Below are 12,576 nucleotides of genomic sequence, written 5' to 3' on the forward strand. Positions count from 1 at the left end.
CATGCTGTTAAAACACGGAATTATAAGAAGCAATTTCACCTCCAAAGGCTATGCCGTTATGGATGGGGGGCATATAACCTATACAGGGCTGAATTTGGATATAACCAGCCATACAGTTTGCTTCTGGTTTAAACCTGCAACGCTGACTGATTTCAATCAAAACCTTGGATACGACTGGAGTAATGGCTTTAATATGCACTCTGACGCACAAGGGAGTATTTATGCTGGTAATTACCTGTTTGGGAATGAACAAAACCGGTTGACCCCTATTGATATTCCTGGTAATGTATTAGAGGTAGATCTATTAAACCACCAGGCCTTTAGTTTTAATGGGCTTACCAAAGAGGCCTCATGGGTAAAAGATGGTATTGCCATAGCTAGTAAAATCTTTACTGATGGTCCCACTAACCCGATGGCTAGTTTCCGGATTAATACCAATGTTCACGGCCTGATTGGAGAGGTGATGTTTTTTAATACTCATAAAACCCCGGAACAAATAGCTGCTATCCGCTCTGGCAGTGGAGATTTAAGTGGGCTGCAGCTTTATTGGAAACTGCACGAGGACTTTCTGGACTATTCAGGGAATAACTACCATCCAACTTATACAGACAACATCGCCTTTAGCCCGGCTTAACTTTTAACAGTAGAATTTTAACTTTTAACTAATTATACATGGCAACCTTACAACAGCGTAAAAATTTAATTAACAGCCCTTTATTACACGATAAAATCCGGATAGCTGCTTATGATATAGCGGTAGCAGTTTTATTAGACCCAAACCGGACAACAGAGCACCCTTATTTCCAAAACATTATTAACAACCCAGACAAATGGAATACCATGCCATTAGCATGGTTAGTGGCAACCAATCCGGATATACAGGAAAAGATGGTAACCAATCCAAGTGCGCACTCAGAGGATGCGCTGGATCAGGATATCAGCTATGTGGTAACCGTGGAGATTGTCAAGTTCAGTGTGCCAGTTAATACTAATGTACAACCATGAAAATTCCCTTAACTCAAGCTATTATATGAAAAAAATTTTAGACTTATTATTCCTGACAGCCATAGGCTCCTTACATAATTGGGTGCTTTGGATAATCCTGGGGGCTATTGTTACCCTAATTCTGGAAGGCAACAGCAACGACGGCTTTGCCAATACGACGCAGGCAGTGATTGTTGCCAGTGTTGTGCTGGCTGTGTTATCCGCTATTTACAATTTAAAGCGGATAAAATGATACTAACCATCTACGCTACGCTATTGCCTTACCTGTTTTTGCCCTACATCTATTGGGATTCCCGACAAGACTACAAGGCAATATTAGCCGATGGCAGTAAAGATTCTTTACGGAGTAAGTGGCACCGGCAAGGTGCTACTATCCGGATGGCTGTAATTGCTGGCTTTTGTTTACCTCTGGTGGCTAATAGTCTACTGTCTTTTTGGGCAGGAGAACTACTATTATTCTTTGAGTTCTGGCTGGTGTTTGACTTGCTGCTGAATATACACAGGGGCAAGTCCTTGTTGTACGTTGGCCAGACTGCAGCCATTGATAAGTTCTTCAGAAGGTTTAATCACCATGAAGTAGTAATGCTAACGGCTAAACTGATTGGCCTTTTTATCTCTTTCTATTTATTCTACAATGCCACAATACACTAAAACCTTAACCATCCAAATTCAGCGCCATTGTCCGGCTAATGGGATATTCTTACGCTGGTTAAATCCGATCTGTGGCTGGGATGGCTGGCTCTTTACGGGCGATACCGATGAAGATGCAGCCGAAGGCGAAAGCAGTTACTACTTACCAGTGGGCGCAAGAGTAGAAACGGTTTTAGCCAAACAGGTAAACGATGGCTTAACCGTGAGAGCTGGTAACCTGACCAAAGATCAGGCAAGGGCTATAGCTTTTATCCAAAGTTCTCCCAGAGTACAACGGGTGCATCCTGATGGTACGGTGCAGGATGTGAAGCTGACCAGCTACAATGATAAGATTATCACCGGAGCCGAGAAAAGGCAAACCATTACCCTGCAAATTGATTTAGGCAAACGCAACACACAACAGAATTAATGGCTGACAAACTTATACTTGAGGGCGAAGAGGTAGAGCTGGGTGAGGCTGTGGTAGCCTTAACGCTGCAGGCAAATAATATCATGTCTCCAGACACCATTCAAGCTCATTATACGAACAGCATAGCCTTACCACCTACCCAAAAGAACCGGAAGCTGTTAGGCTTTGCCGATCAGGTTAATTCCGCTACTGGTATTCCTTACAAGGTATTAGATGCCCGGATATTTAAGGATGGTGTGGAGGTGGTACCCTATGGTAAAGGGGAGCTGCTTAATGGTAGCTTTGAATTAGATGTGTATAGCGGCAATAGGAACTTCTTTAATGAATTAGGAGACAAATCTATTCGGGATTTAGACCTGTCCGAGTTTAACCATACCTGGGATTACGGCACCATTAAGAACAATACTACCAATGATACCTGGCAGCAAGGCTTTGTGTATGACCTTTACCACCGGGGCAAGGAGTTAAACCTGAACCAGGTTGATTGCTTTAGTTTGTACCCTTCTGTATTTGTAAGGCAAGTATGGGAAAAGGTATTTTCAGAAGCTGGCTTTACCTATACCGGCTTTGAGCATCCGATGCTGGATAAAATGTTGCTGCCATTAAGTGAATTGTTTGAGTTTAATGAGGAGTATAAACGGGCAAGACAGTTTCGGGTAACTACCAATGCTACGGAAGTAGTGGAAGATGGAGACGATGTTAGAAATGGCAACCACAAACTGAAATTCAACTTTGTAAAAACTGGCTTTGGGGTAGACACCAATGGGGGTTACCAGTTAAACAACTTCCGGTATGTAGTGGATACGCCCAGAATTATGACCTTTACCGCAGGGGTAAAAGTTAAGATAAGCTCTTTAACGGGCTTTTTAAAAGCAACTTTGGAGATAAGGGTAAACGGAGAAAGCATTGGAGGCACTAGCTTTACCAATAAGATAAGACCTAATCCGCTTGATCCTACCGGAGATGCAACCAGATTCTTAACAGTATCTACAGAGGCTAAACTGTTAAAAGCTGGAGATATAGTAGAAGCCTATGTTAAAACAGAGCCTGATTCATTAGTTTATGTTATCTCTCCTAAACTTTGGATTAAGTATCAGACTGCCGGAACCGAAACACCATACTTTTCCGGAACGGTTTTAGGGGAATTCCCAAAAGGAGGCCGCGTAGAATTAGCCCAATGGTTGCCGGATCTATCCCAAAAGGAGTTTATTAAAAGTATTGTGCAACTCTTTGGTCTTACCTTCCAAACAGACCTTTTCCGGGATATAATCAAGATTAACACCTTTGCTCAGGTGGTTGACAATATTCCTAAAGCCATTGATATATCTGAATGGGTGCACCATCCGGAAGCTGTAAAACCTTCTTTCAAATTCGGAGACTTTGCCCAGGGGAATAAGATTGTTTGGCAGGAGGATAAGACAGTAACCAAAGGCTTTAATAATGGTGAAGTCTTGATTTATAATACCACGTTAGAGGCTGAGAAAACTATTATAGAACTACCTTATGCTGCTACTGAAAAATTAGGTGAGCCATTGTCTTTACCAATGTGGAAGGCAAAGCCGGAAACCAACCCGGTGCAATATGATGAGCAAAGTATAGAACCTAGACTAGTAGTACAGGGGCCGGATAAGATACAGTTTACTATTTTGGAAGGTGTTGTTTCAGGTGAAATTAAGCAGTGGGGCGTTTATAGAGTTCACGGACAAGGCAAGGTGCATTATTTTGGGAACGAGTATAATGCTAATGAGCAATTTGTCGGGCATAATGAACCCAGATTTACAACAGAAGGAAATGTTTTTGTAGCGCTTGCTGGAATAAGCGCAACCGTAGAAAGTCTTATAGCTTATCATGTAGATCCGGCTAAGGAGTATGACCTGAACATTCAAGATTATATCATACCTACCTTTTACCCTACGTTGCTGGCTATCCTGGATAGTACCAAAGTAATAAGGGTACAGGTTAAAACACCGGCGCAATTCATTCAGGACTTTGACCAGAGCGTTCCTGTTTGGGTGGATTACTGGCAGCAATATTTCTACATCAATAAAATAAACGAATTCATTAATAGTCACTCCCTCACTGAATGGGAGCTTGTAAGATTGTAACATGGCACAGAAAGCAGGCGAAGCAATTGTATTAAGTATTAAAGTAGATGAAGGTCCAACCCGTGATAGGTTAAAGGAAATCACTTTGCTTTTAGCCAGTCAGAATAAAGCTTATAGAGAGTTACAGGCTGAAATTAAAAGAACAGGTGTAACCACTGAGGCCCAAGCTAAGATGCTGGTGGATTATAAAGCCAATATTAACTCCTTAAATATTGAATATAGAACACAGGCAAAACTATTAGAGCTTAACGCCAAACAGAACGAGGCGGCAGCAGGAAGTTATCAGCAATTAGCAGCCGCTGCCATTATTGCAAAGAACAAGCTGAACACGTTAGAAGGAACCCTTGAGGCCAATGCTGATGGTACTTATAAACTTACTGATGCTTATTTAGAAGCCAAAAAAACCTCAGATGAAGCTAATAAGGCTCTTAATGAGTTTGATCTGGGTGTAAATAAAGGAGGTAGAAATGTTGGACTTTATGCTGAATCCATTGCTGGTTTAGAACAAAAACTAAAAGATTTAGTAGCTTCTCAAAAGCAGATGAATTTTAACTCGGAGGAGTTTAAAAATACGCAGGATGAGATTGATGAAACTACTAACAAACTAGGAATATTAACCGGCAAGTTTGATGAGTTCGGTAACCGGGAACCACGAAACCCGGAAGCGGCAGCCATGGACTCCTTAGCGGATGTAACAGGTGCTGTTATTTCTGGATTTGAGTTATTAAACATTGTCCAAAGTGAAAACGAAGGAGTAAACGCAGCACAGGCTGCTAGTTTACGGGCCATTGCCGTAGCGCAAAACCTCCGCAATATTCAGATAGGCATAGCCAATGCCGGTGAAGCGGCTGGTGTAGTAATTACCAAAGCAGCCACTTTAGCTACTAATGCCAAAACAACAGCAACTGGAGCGGCTACAGTAGCAACCCGAATCTTTAATACGGTTATTAAATCTAATCCTATCGGCTTATTGATTGCTGGTCTGGTGGCGGCTGGTGTAGCTATTGTTGCTTTTACCGATAAGTTTAACATTGCTTCCAAAGTTGCTACCTTTTTCAATGAAAACTTTAGCGGCGTAGTGAAGTGGCTGGAAAGAACTGGTCAGTCTATGGGTTTAGTGGATACAGCTACCGAGAAAGCCTTAAAGAACATAAGCAAACGGCAGGAAGCGGTTGAGGATGATATTAAGATTCTGGAAGCCCAGGGTGATAAAGAGCGGGAGATTTACGAAAAGCGGCAACGGTTAATGTCTCAGGAATTGGCCTTGCTTATCCGGCACCAAAGAGAAAAAGGCAAGCTGACAGAAGAAGAGAAAAAACGGATGAAGGATTTATACACTGATCTGGCTGTGCTGAATACTCAGGAGCGAAACCGGCAGGCTAAAGAAAAGGAAGATGCTGAAAAGGATGCCAAAGAAAAAGCAAAAGACCGTCTGGAAGAAGCTAAAAAAGAAGTGGAAGCCGCTTTAGAAAGACGTAAGGAGTTACTGGATATTCAGAAAGGATATATTGAATTAAGGCTGGATCAGGTTAAAAAAGGAGACCTGGAAGAGTTGAAATTACGGGAGCAACTTATCCGCAAACAACTGGAAATTGACAACACCGGGGCGAAGATCAGCCGGGAAAGAAGGGTATTGAATGAGAAGAAAGCAGCCCATGAAATCCTGAAAATATATGACGATTATTTTAAGGACTTAGAAATTAAGCAACAGGATTTTGTCTTTAAGGTTTTAGGGCCTTTGAATGAAGAGCATGTAAAAAAGCAGATGGAGGGTACTGTTAAGAAGATTGAGGATGAAAAGCGGTATAAATCGGCTGTTGAAGATGCTGAATTTGAGTTGAATCAAACTAGAATTGATGCCGGTCAGCAAGGGTTAGAAATATTAAGAGGCTTCTTAGGGGAACAAAGTGAACTTGCTACAACTTTCTTTTTAACACAAAAGGCCTTAGCCATTGCTGACATTCTTGTTAATTTGCAAAGAGAAATAGCCATAATTGGGGCTACATATGCAGCATTCCCTTTACTCATACCACCTTTAACTTTGGCTGCAAAAATCAGGGCTGGCATAGGAGTAGCAACAGTAGCAGCTCAAACTGTTAAAGAGGTTAGTATGGGGCAAGGTGGCATAGTGGAAGGTGAAAGCCATTCAGGGCCAAACCGAGGTGTCCGAGGAACGGGGGCTTTTAGTAATGTGCTTGTTGAAGGGGGAGAGGCAGTAATTAATAAAACCAGCACCTCGAAATATAGAGACTTACTTAGTGCAATAAACGTTGCCGGAGGGGGTAAACCACTTACTGTGAAACAGTTTATGGCAGCCGGAGGAATAACAGCAACACCCGCTCCGGTTATTATACCAAAGAGCGCAGGCGTTGCCATTGATTACAAACGACTAGCTTCCGAGATAGCCAAAGTAAGACAGGTTGTAACAGTATCAGATATCAAAGCAGGTTTATCTAAAGCGGAAGTAAAACAATCAAAAACTGATATTTAATTACCAGTCATTTTTGCTTGAAATAAGTTTAGAAAACCCGACCTTGAAAGAATTGTGAATATCATTCATAGCCTCTACTGCACCTTTGTAGTAAGAGGCATATGATTCTCTAACCAACTTCATTTTTATAGGGTAATTCTCAGGGGATATAAAGTTTTGTTTATCATAAATTATGGATCCATCCGGAGAGAAATCAGTGGTGACAAACTTATATTTGCCATCTTTAAAATAATATTTTTGAGTAAACCTTAAATTAGCAGTGTTTGCAGCATACTTGTTTGCAATTATCACTGGGCGAGTTCCTCTAACAATAATTAAGCTATCACTATCAAACTGAGTAACTGCTGAAGAACTCCTGAAAGATTCAGCTATCCAAAGTTTAGCCTTGGTGTAAAGTTCAGATTTACTGGTATTGGGCACGTCCACTACTTCAGTAAAACTAATTTTGCCCGTTTCATCAGTTGGTAAGGTCTGAGCCTTTAAGCCCAACGGCAACAGGATCAGAAAGGCCAGCAGGCGTAATAAGTGTTTCATGGGGCTTGGGTTAAAGATACTAATGTAGGGAAAGATTTGAATAATTAAAAAGGCAGTAATTGGACAAAAAGTATATGTAATAATTACTTTAAGCAAATATTATATGTAAAATAGTTACTTGTAATGATTCTTGTGTATAGCAGACCAATGTAATGCACAAACCTATCATAGTTGTGTTATGGGGTAAAACTAATTGATATTCAAGGATATATGGGATTTGTTTCAACTCCATCCTTGGCACAATACTTTTTAGTATAAGCTCGTTTTTAATTCCACAGCGAAGGGGAAACTAAAATGCCTTGCCAATAGTTATTTAAGAAGATATATAACTTTTTTAGGACTGGCCGTATACAAGTAATTAAAATAAATTTTAATATTGTAAAGGAGTTGTACAACATTTGTAAAGCATTTGTAAAACAATGTTGGTACCAAGAGTTAAATTAAATTGTAATTAGATCGTGAAATTAAGAGATAGATTCCCTCGGTTAAAGGACGAAAGCTTTGTGAGAAACATGGTTGTTAAGTCCGTTTATGGCACTATGCAGCTTGAGGATCAAGGTGTGTCTATGCAAAAGATAAATGAATTGTATTCTGAAGTTAAACGTGAGAATTATGTTATTCCAAAGCGCGTAGCTGCGTTCTAATCATATTCTCCAACTCACTATAATCTAAAATATCTGCTTGCCTAATAGCTTGCAGATATTTTTTTTTGTCCTCACTTGCATCCCGTTGATATAATTGAATGCCTTGATACCCTTTAGAGTAGGCGAGTAAATCAGTAAACAATCTAGACGTTCTGCCATTTCCATTTGTAAATGGGTGGATCCAAACTAACCTGTGATGTGCATATGCTAAGCACCTTACTAAGTCGTCTTCATTATTAATATTATTATACCTGTGGTTTACTTCATCAGTATATTGATACATATGTCCAGGTATCTGACTAGGTGGTGGAGGCAGGAAATTCCCTACAGTAGGGGTAGACGTTCGGAATTTACCGGCCCATAAATAAAGGTGATGGAAGGCAGCATGGTGAATATCCTTGATAAGGAAAGGATTAATATCTAAAGGTAAGTCTAGATTAAAAATATAATCTTCAGCTCTTAAAATACCTTTTGCTTCTTGATTGTTTAACTCCTGTTTATCTGAAATATTTAGAATATTATCTTCAGGCGCGTCTGTATATTCACCCATAATGCTTTTTAAAGCTACTAATGTAGTAAGTATTTAATAAAACTTAAAGTTACAGCTTGGGTGCAGATTAGTTGATGGGGTTAGATTCTTGAACGAATTATGAGTTATTAGAAAAAACTACAATTAACTTCTAAAACTAAGCCTCTCCTAATCAAGAGGCTTTTTTATTTCCCGTTCCAGTACATTCTTAGCAATCCCCAAATGTCCCTCTGCATTGGCATAAATCTGCTCGATGCTCCGCAGGTGTGAATTAATGGAATCTATACTGGTTTTAAATTGGAAGTGGTCTATTAAATCCAGTTTCAAAACATCGGGTAATTGCTGCTTAACCTCTTCCAGTTTTTCTTTTATTTGCCGCTGGTTGCTCTGTACGGTGCCGATTAACTGTAGCAGCTCGTAGAATTGTTCAGTATCCATGCTCATGGCTTAAAGATACTATTATAAATAAATTAACGTATATTAGTGTATGGAAACACGAGAAGAGTTAATTAATGAGATTTGTTTACTTACTGGTTTTTCAGAAGAACAGGTTATAAAATCCTTAGATGAACTGTTTTGCAACCCTTGGAGCGCTTTGCGGTTCGTAGTTTTTATAGGGCGTTTCCCAAACAAGGAAGAGCAAGAATTGATTAATAAAGAAGGTGTTGATAAAATCTGCAAATCATTAACCCTATCTCCAACCTATTAACTAAAACTCAACCCCTCCGCGCCGGGAAACTTCTTATTCTTGACTTCATTTAACCGCTCCTCACTCATCCGGACTAATTCCGGGTACCAGGCAAGGGCATCCTCATAGATAAAAGACCGGATATTTACCAGTTCAGTAGTGCCGGTTTTAAGCCAGATTTCTCCCCAATATTCTCCATCGGGCATCCAAAAAAGGTGAACGTCAGCGCCGCGTTCCCTCGAACAAATGTAATTGCCTTCATTCAATAGTTTATCTGCTCGCTGCTCATAAGTGAGCGCGTTGAATTTGTATAGCTTCTCTAGTTCAAAAGCCATAATGTAAAAATAAGAAAGGTGGATGATTGATTACTCTGATTCACGGAGGGTCTTGTGAATCAGGTGTTGTAGTAGCCTTCTTACGGTGGGGAACCCCTTTTGTTTAGCTACTATTTTAAGCGCTTTATTGGTGGATAAAGCTACAGGTATTTCTATAACAACTGTATCCTTAATTCTTTTCAATATTTTACCGGGTAAAATCCAATTGGTAATTATTTAACACATAAAAGTAATAATTTAAATGTAATATATTTACTCAATGGCAAAAGAATTACATATCAGGATTGATGATGTTATCGGAGTAATGGATGATGGCTTCTTTATGTGGCCGGGATTCATGGCTTTTATGCTGGATGGTATGTTAGAAGCCAATCCGGATGCCAAAGATTTAGTTGTTCATGTGGATTCTCCTGGTGGTGATATTATTGAAGGATACCGGATCTATAACCGATTAGTTGACTTCAAAAAAGAAGGAGGTACTGTTCGGGTAATTGTGGAGGGTATGGCTGCTTCTATGGCTACTGCCATTGTACAGGCGGCTTCTCCTGGTATGCGTGAAGCACGTGCTGCTTCTACCTGGATGATGCACAAGCCTTTGTTTAGTGGTATCCCTTACGCCAATGCCAACGACCTGAGAAAGATGGCGGCAACGCTGGATAATTTCGAGCACACCCTGACTAATATCTATGTACAGGGTTCCGGGTTATCGGCGGAAGAAGTAAACGCCCATCTGGAAGAAGAACAATTTATAAATCCTGAAATAGCTGTTGAGCGCGGATACCTGGACAGGGTATTGGAAGAAGCTCCGGTAATGCCAGTAAAGCAACGTGAATCCAAGGCAATAGCCTTTTATAATCCTAAGAATATCCAATCAACTAATACTGATGAAATGCTAACAGAAGAGCAAGAAAATTCCATAGTGGAGAAAATAGCAAACAAGTTTAAAGCTCTGTTTACTCCCAAAAATGAAGATACCCCTCCGGCTGTTGTAGCAGCTTCCAAACCCTTAAAAGATGGTTCTTCCATCTACTTTGATGGTGAGCTAGCAGAAGGCACTGCTGTTTTCTCTGATGCTGAATTGACTACCCCATTAGCCGATGGCTCTTACGAGTTGGAAGATGGCCAGACCATTACGGTAGCTGGTGGTACAGTTAGCTCTATTGCTGAGGCAGTAGATCCCAATGCTCAGGCTTTAGCCGAAAAGGATCAGGAGATTCAGAACCTGAAAGACCAACTGGCTCAGGCTTCCGCAAAGGACACGGAAATAACCAACTTGAAAGCCGAGATAACAGCCCTGAAAAAGACTGTACCTGGTGGTGGTGATAAGACCCCAAACCCTCCGCAAAACTTCAAAGGTGACAATGGTAATGCAGGTGGTCATCCACTGGACAAGGTGGCAAAGAATTTAAAAATTAAATAAATAAGGATAATTAAAAATGGCAATTTTAACCACTGATGTAACCTACGGCGGTAAAGCTAATGCAGAAGGCTTAGAAGCTAATCTGTTCTTTAAGCCGGTATTAGAAACCCCTGAACTTACCTCATTAGGTATAGATATCCGGGAAGATGTTGTGACTTCCGAGCCACTGTATAAAATGATTCCAGCCGATAAGGTGACCAAAAAGAAAGTGGGCTGTGGCTTCAATGCTGCTGGCAACTTTGGGGAGTTGATTGATGACAGTGTAACGGTAACAGAATTAGCCGTTGAAATGGAGCAATGCGCTAAAGACTTTGATGGCACTATTTTACAGGCCATGAAGAAAAGAGGCGTAGACCGTAACGATTTAACCGGAACCGCTTTAGAGCAGGTTTTAGTTGATATCGGCAGTCCGATCATCAAACGTGACCTGTTAAGAATTGCTTTATTAGGTGACACAGCAAACGCTTCTGCTGATTACAACCAGATTAACGGTATCTGGAAAAAGATATTCACTGGTGTTGCTGATACCAGCATCAAACGGGTAGCCACTTTAGCAGATAATGCTATGGATGCGGCTGGTGCTGCTAAGGATTTAGTATTAGCTCCATTGTTCTTTGATGCTCCGGATGAGCTGCAGGAGCTGGATGAAGCGAGCAAAATCATGGTAGTAACCAAATCGGTTTACAACAACTACCTGCAATACCTGGCCAGCAACAACCAACTGGAAAGCTCATGGGCTGTTTTGCAAAACGGCTTAAAAACCCTGACCTACTTTGGTGTGCCGGTGGTTCCACTTGGTTTAGTAGATCGTTATTTAAAGGTTGACTTTGCCCCTGCTGGTAACATTGAAAGCCCTCACCGCGCCTGGTATACTGCTATCAATAACATCACGTTAGCAACTGATTTAAAATCAGACTTTACCACCATTGATTTCTGGTACGAGAAAAAACCACAAATGAACTACCTGAGAGTGGAGTACAAATTAGGTGCTGCCATTGGTTTAGGTGAGTTGATGGCGGTTGCTTACTAACCTGAAAGGAGAAGATAAACATGGCAGAATGTGCACCAATAACGGGAGCGGTCAATCTTGATCCCTCCTGTGAAGCCCTTAAAAAGAAGGGTGGAATCTCGAAAAGAATTTACATTGGCTCTTTAGCAGATGTATCAGCTTATACCCTGGACGCTACTACCAAGGAATTAAAAACCTTAGTAATGAAACCCGGTACCAAGCTGATTTCTGCAACAGGTCGGAAATATAAAAACAATACTTCTTTGGGTAATACCCAAACTGACAACGGCCCATTATTCCAGCACAACGTGGTATTTGCCGCTTACTATGACAGCCAGACCGAAAAGGAAACGCTGGAATTGTTAGCTGGTGCTGATGACCTGTTTGTTATTGTGGAACTGAACCACGGCAAAATGGAAGCTTACGGATTAGTAGCTGGCAATGGAAGATTAGCAGAAGGCTTAACCATGACCTCCGCAGGTGGTTCTGGTACGGCTGCTGGTGATGCTTCTAACCTGGTATTAACCTTTGCTGGTGAAGAAGATAAACTGCCGGTATTTGCTTCTTTCGGGGCAACTATGGCAGATGATATTGCTTACCTGGATGCGCTCTTAGCAGTAGCCGCCTAATTTTTACTGGTTAATTTTTATTTGTTTTTGGTGATTGAGAGCCGCATGTCTGCAAAGGCTTGCGGCTTTTCACTTTAAAATATGGAACCACAAGAACTAGAAGAAAGAGCACAGGCCTGGTTAGCTA

The 12,576-nt window shown here is 40.9% G+C and carries 15 protein-coding genes; 11 read left to right on the plus strand and 4 right to left on the minus strand.

What is annotated here, in order from left to right; translation table 11 throughout:
• Position 1: 1 nt before the first annotated feature.
• Genes ADHAQ_RS0115180 through ADHAQ_RS0115210 form a run of 7 tightly spaced genes read left to right on the plus strand, consistent with a single transcriptional unit; the run spans position 2 to position 6,661 of the window.
• On the plus strand, positions 2-634 hold the full coding sequence (locus ADHAQ_RS0115180; RefSeq protein WP_026462588.1) for a LamG-like jellyroll fold domain-containing protein: 633 nt from the start codon (positions 2-4) through the stop codon (positions 632-634).
• Positions 635-672: 38 nt separating this feature from the next.
• Positions 673-1,005: a hypothetical protein gene (locus ADHAQ_RS0115185; protein WP_026463655.1), complete on the plus strand. Its 333-nt coding sequence runs from the start codon at positions 673-675 to the stop codon at positions 1,003-1,005.
• A 25-nt stretch (positions 1,006-1,030) separates the two neighbouring features.
• A complete protein-coding gene (locus ADHAQ_RS0115190; RefSeq protein WP_026463656.1) occupies positions 1,031-1,237 on the plus strand; it encodes a hypothetical protein in 207 nt (68 codons plus the stop codon).
• The gene (locus tag ADHAQ_RS0115195) at positions 1,234-1,656 is read left to right on the plus strand and encodes a hypothetical protein (protein ID WP_026463657.1); all 423 of its coding nucleotides are present in this window, start codon (positions 1,234-1,236) and stop codon (positions 1,654-1,656) included. The genes ADHAQ_RS0115190 and ADHAQ_RS0115195 overlap by 4 nt, the downstream gene beginning before the upstream one ends.
• Positions 1,640-2,065: a Rossmann-fold NAD(P)-binding domain-containing protein gene (locus tag ADHAQ_RS0115200; protein WP_026463658.1), complete on the plus strand. Its 426-nt coding sequence runs from the start codon at positions 1,640-1,642 to the stop codon at positions 2,063-2,065. The genes ADHAQ_RS0115195 and ADHAQ_RS0115200 overlap by 17 nt, the downstream gene beginning before the upstream one ends.
• On the plus strand, positions 2,065-4,170 hold the full coding sequence (locus ADHAQ_RS0115205; RefSeq protein WP_026463659.1) for a hypothetical protein: 2,106 nt from the start codon (positions 2,065-2,067) through the stop codon (positions 4,168-4,170). The genes ADHAQ_RS0115200 and ADHAQ_RS0115205 overlap by 1 nt, the downstream gene beginning before the upstream one ends.
• Position 4,171: 1 nt before the next feature.
• Positions 4,172-6,661, plus strand: a complete 2,490-nt coding sequence (locus tag ADHAQ_RS0115210) for a coiled-coil domain-containing protein (protein ID WP_026463660.1) — start codon at positions 4,172-4,174, stop codon at positions 6,659-6,661.
• On the opposite strand, the gene ADHAQ_RS0115215 is transcribed toward ADHAQ_RS0115210, so the two are convergent.
• The 3 genes from ADHAQ_RS0115215 to ADHAQ_RS0115225 form a co-directional block, all read right to left on the minus strand.
• Complete coding sequence (locus ADHAQ_RS0115215) at positions 6,662-7,195, minus strand: DUF4468 domain-containing protein (protein ID WP_026463661.1); 534 nt, start codon at positions 7,193-7,195, stop codon at positions 6,662-6,664. It abuts the gene before it with no gap.
• A 615-nt stretch (positions 7,196-7,810) separates the two neighbouring features.
• A complete protein-coding gene (locus ADHAQ_RS0115220) occupies positions 7,811-8,389 on the minus strand; it encodes a Fic/DOC family protein (RefSeq protein WP_026462580.1) in 579 nt (192 codons plus the stop codon).
• Positions 8,390-8,536: 147 nt separating this feature from the next.
• Positions 8,537-8,806, minus strand: coding sequence for a hypothetical protein (locus ADHAQ_RS0115225; protein WP_211240590.1), 270 nt, complete (start codon positions 8,804-8,806; stop codon positions 8,537-8,539).
• 49 nt (positions 8,807-8,855) lie between these two features.
• Here ADHAQ_RS0115225 and ADHAQ_RS0115230 point away from each other — a divergent pair, with 49 nt between their 5' ends.
• Positions 8,856-9,077, plus strand: coding sequence for a UBA domain-containing protein (locus ADHAQ_RS0115230; RefSeq protein ID WP_026463663.1), 222 nt, complete (start codon positions 8,856-8,858; stop codon positions 9,075-9,077).
• Here ADHAQ_RS0115230 and ADHAQ_RS0115235 read toward each other — a convergent pair.
• Positions 9,074-9,391 (minus strand): hypothetical protein, encoded by a 318-nt coding sequence (locus ADHAQ_RS0115235; RefSeq protein ID WP_026463664.1) that lies wholly within the window; start codon positions 9,389-9,391, stop codon positions 9,074-9,076. The two genes, ADHAQ_RS0115230 and ADHAQ_RS0115235, sit on opposite strands and share 4 nt — an antisense overlap.
• Before the next feature lie 259 nt (positions 9,392-9,650).
• Here ADHAQ_RS0115235 and ADHAQ_RS0115245 point away from each other — a divergent pair, with 259 nt between their 5' ends.
• Genes ADHAQ_RS0115245 through ADHAQ_RS0115255 form a run of 3 tightly spaced genes read left to right on the plus strand, consistent with a single transcriptional unit; the run spans position 9,651 to position 12,449 of the window.
• Positions 9,651-10,811 carry a Clp protease ClpP gene (locus ADHAQ_RS0115245; RefSeq protein WP_026463665.1) on the plus strand — a complete coding sequence of 387 codons (1,161 nt, stop codon included), beginning with the start codon at positions 9,651-9,653 and terminating at the stop codon, positions 10,809-10,811.
• Positions 10,812-10,827: 16 nt separating this feature from the next.
• A complete protein-coding gene (locus ADHAQ_RS0115250; protein ID WP_026463666.1) occupies positions 10,828-11,841 on the plus strand; it encodes a hypothetical protein in 1,014 nt (337 codons plus the stop codon).
• Positions 11,842-11,861: 20 nt separating this feature from the next.
• The gene (locus ADHAQ_RS0115255) at positions 11,862-12,449 is read left to right on the plus strand and encodes a hypothetical protein (protein WP_026463667.1); all 588 of its coding nucleotides are present in this window, start codon (positions 11,862-11,864) and stop codon (positions 12,447-12,449) included.
• The last annotated feature ends 127 nt before the right edge of the window (positions 12,450-12,576 follow it).

The sequence above is a fragment of the Adhaeribacter aquaticus DSM 16391 genome (genome assembly GCF_000473365.1).
Classification (GTDB): domain Bacteria; phylum Bacteroidota; class Bacteroidia; order Cytophagales; family Hymenobacteraceae; genus Adhaeribacter; species Adhaeribacter aquaticus.

Coding starts and splice junctions, on each gene's coding strand:
- ADHAQ_RS0115225 (WP_211240590.1), bottom strand. CDS start 8,806: ATGGATACTGAACAATTCTACGAGCTGCTACAGTTAATCGGCACCGTA.
- ADHAQ_RS0115180 (WP_026462588.1), top strand. CDS start 2: ATGCTGTTAAAACACGGAATTATAAGAAGCAATTTCACCTCCAAAGGC.
- ADHAQ_RS0115190 (WP_026463656.1), top strand. CDS start 1,031: ATGAAAAAAATTTTAGACTTATTATTCCTGACAGCCATAGGCTCCTTA.
- ADHAQ_RS0115255 (WP_026463667.1), top strand. CDS start 11,862: ATGGCAGAATGTGCACCAATAACGGGAGCGGTCAATCTTGATCCCTCC.
- ADHAQ_RS0115245 (WP_026463665.1), top strand. CDS start 9,651: ATGGCAAAAGAATTACATATCAGGATTGATGATGTTATCGGAGTAATG.
- ADHAQ_RS0115210 (WP_026463660.1), top strand. CDS start 4,172: ATGGCACAGAAAGCAGGCGAAGCAATTGTATTAAGTATTAAAGTAGAT.
- ADHAQ_RS0115195 (WP_026463657.1), top strand. CDS start 1,234: ATGATACTAACCATCTACGCTACGCTATTGCCTTACCTGTTTTTGCCC.
- ADHAQ_RS0115200 (WP_026463658.1), top strand. CDS start 1,640: ATGCCACAATACACTAAAACCTTAACCATCCAAATTCAGCGCCATTGT.
- ADHAQ_RS0115185 (WP_026463655.1), top strand. CDS start 673: ATGGCAACCTTACAACAGCGTAAAAATTTAATTAACAGCCCTTTATTA.
- ADHAQ_RS0115215 (WP_026463661.1), bottom strand. CDS start 7,195: ATGAAACACTTATTACGCCTGCTGGCCTTTCTGATCCTGTTGCCGTTG.
- ADHAQ_RS0115220 (WP_026462580.1), bottom strand. CDS start 8,389: ATGGGTGAATATACAGACGCGCCTGAAGATAATATTCTAAATATTTCA.
- ADHAQ_RS0115250 (WP_026463666.1), top strand. CDS start 10,828: ATGGCAATTTTAACCACTGATGTAACCTACGGCGGTAAAGCTAATGCA.
- ADHAQ_RS0115230 (WP_026463663.1), top strand. CDS start 8,856: ATGGAAACACGAGAAGAGTTAATTAATGAGATTTGTTTACTTACTGGT.
- ADHAQ_RS0115205 (WP_026463659.1), top strand. CDS start 2,065: ATGGCTGACAAACTTATACTTGAGGGCGAAGAGGTAGAGCTGGGTGAG.
- ADHAQ_RS0115235 (WP_026463664.1), bottom strand. CDS start 9,391: ATGGCTTTTGAACTAGAGAAGCTATACAAATTCAACGCGCTCACTTAT.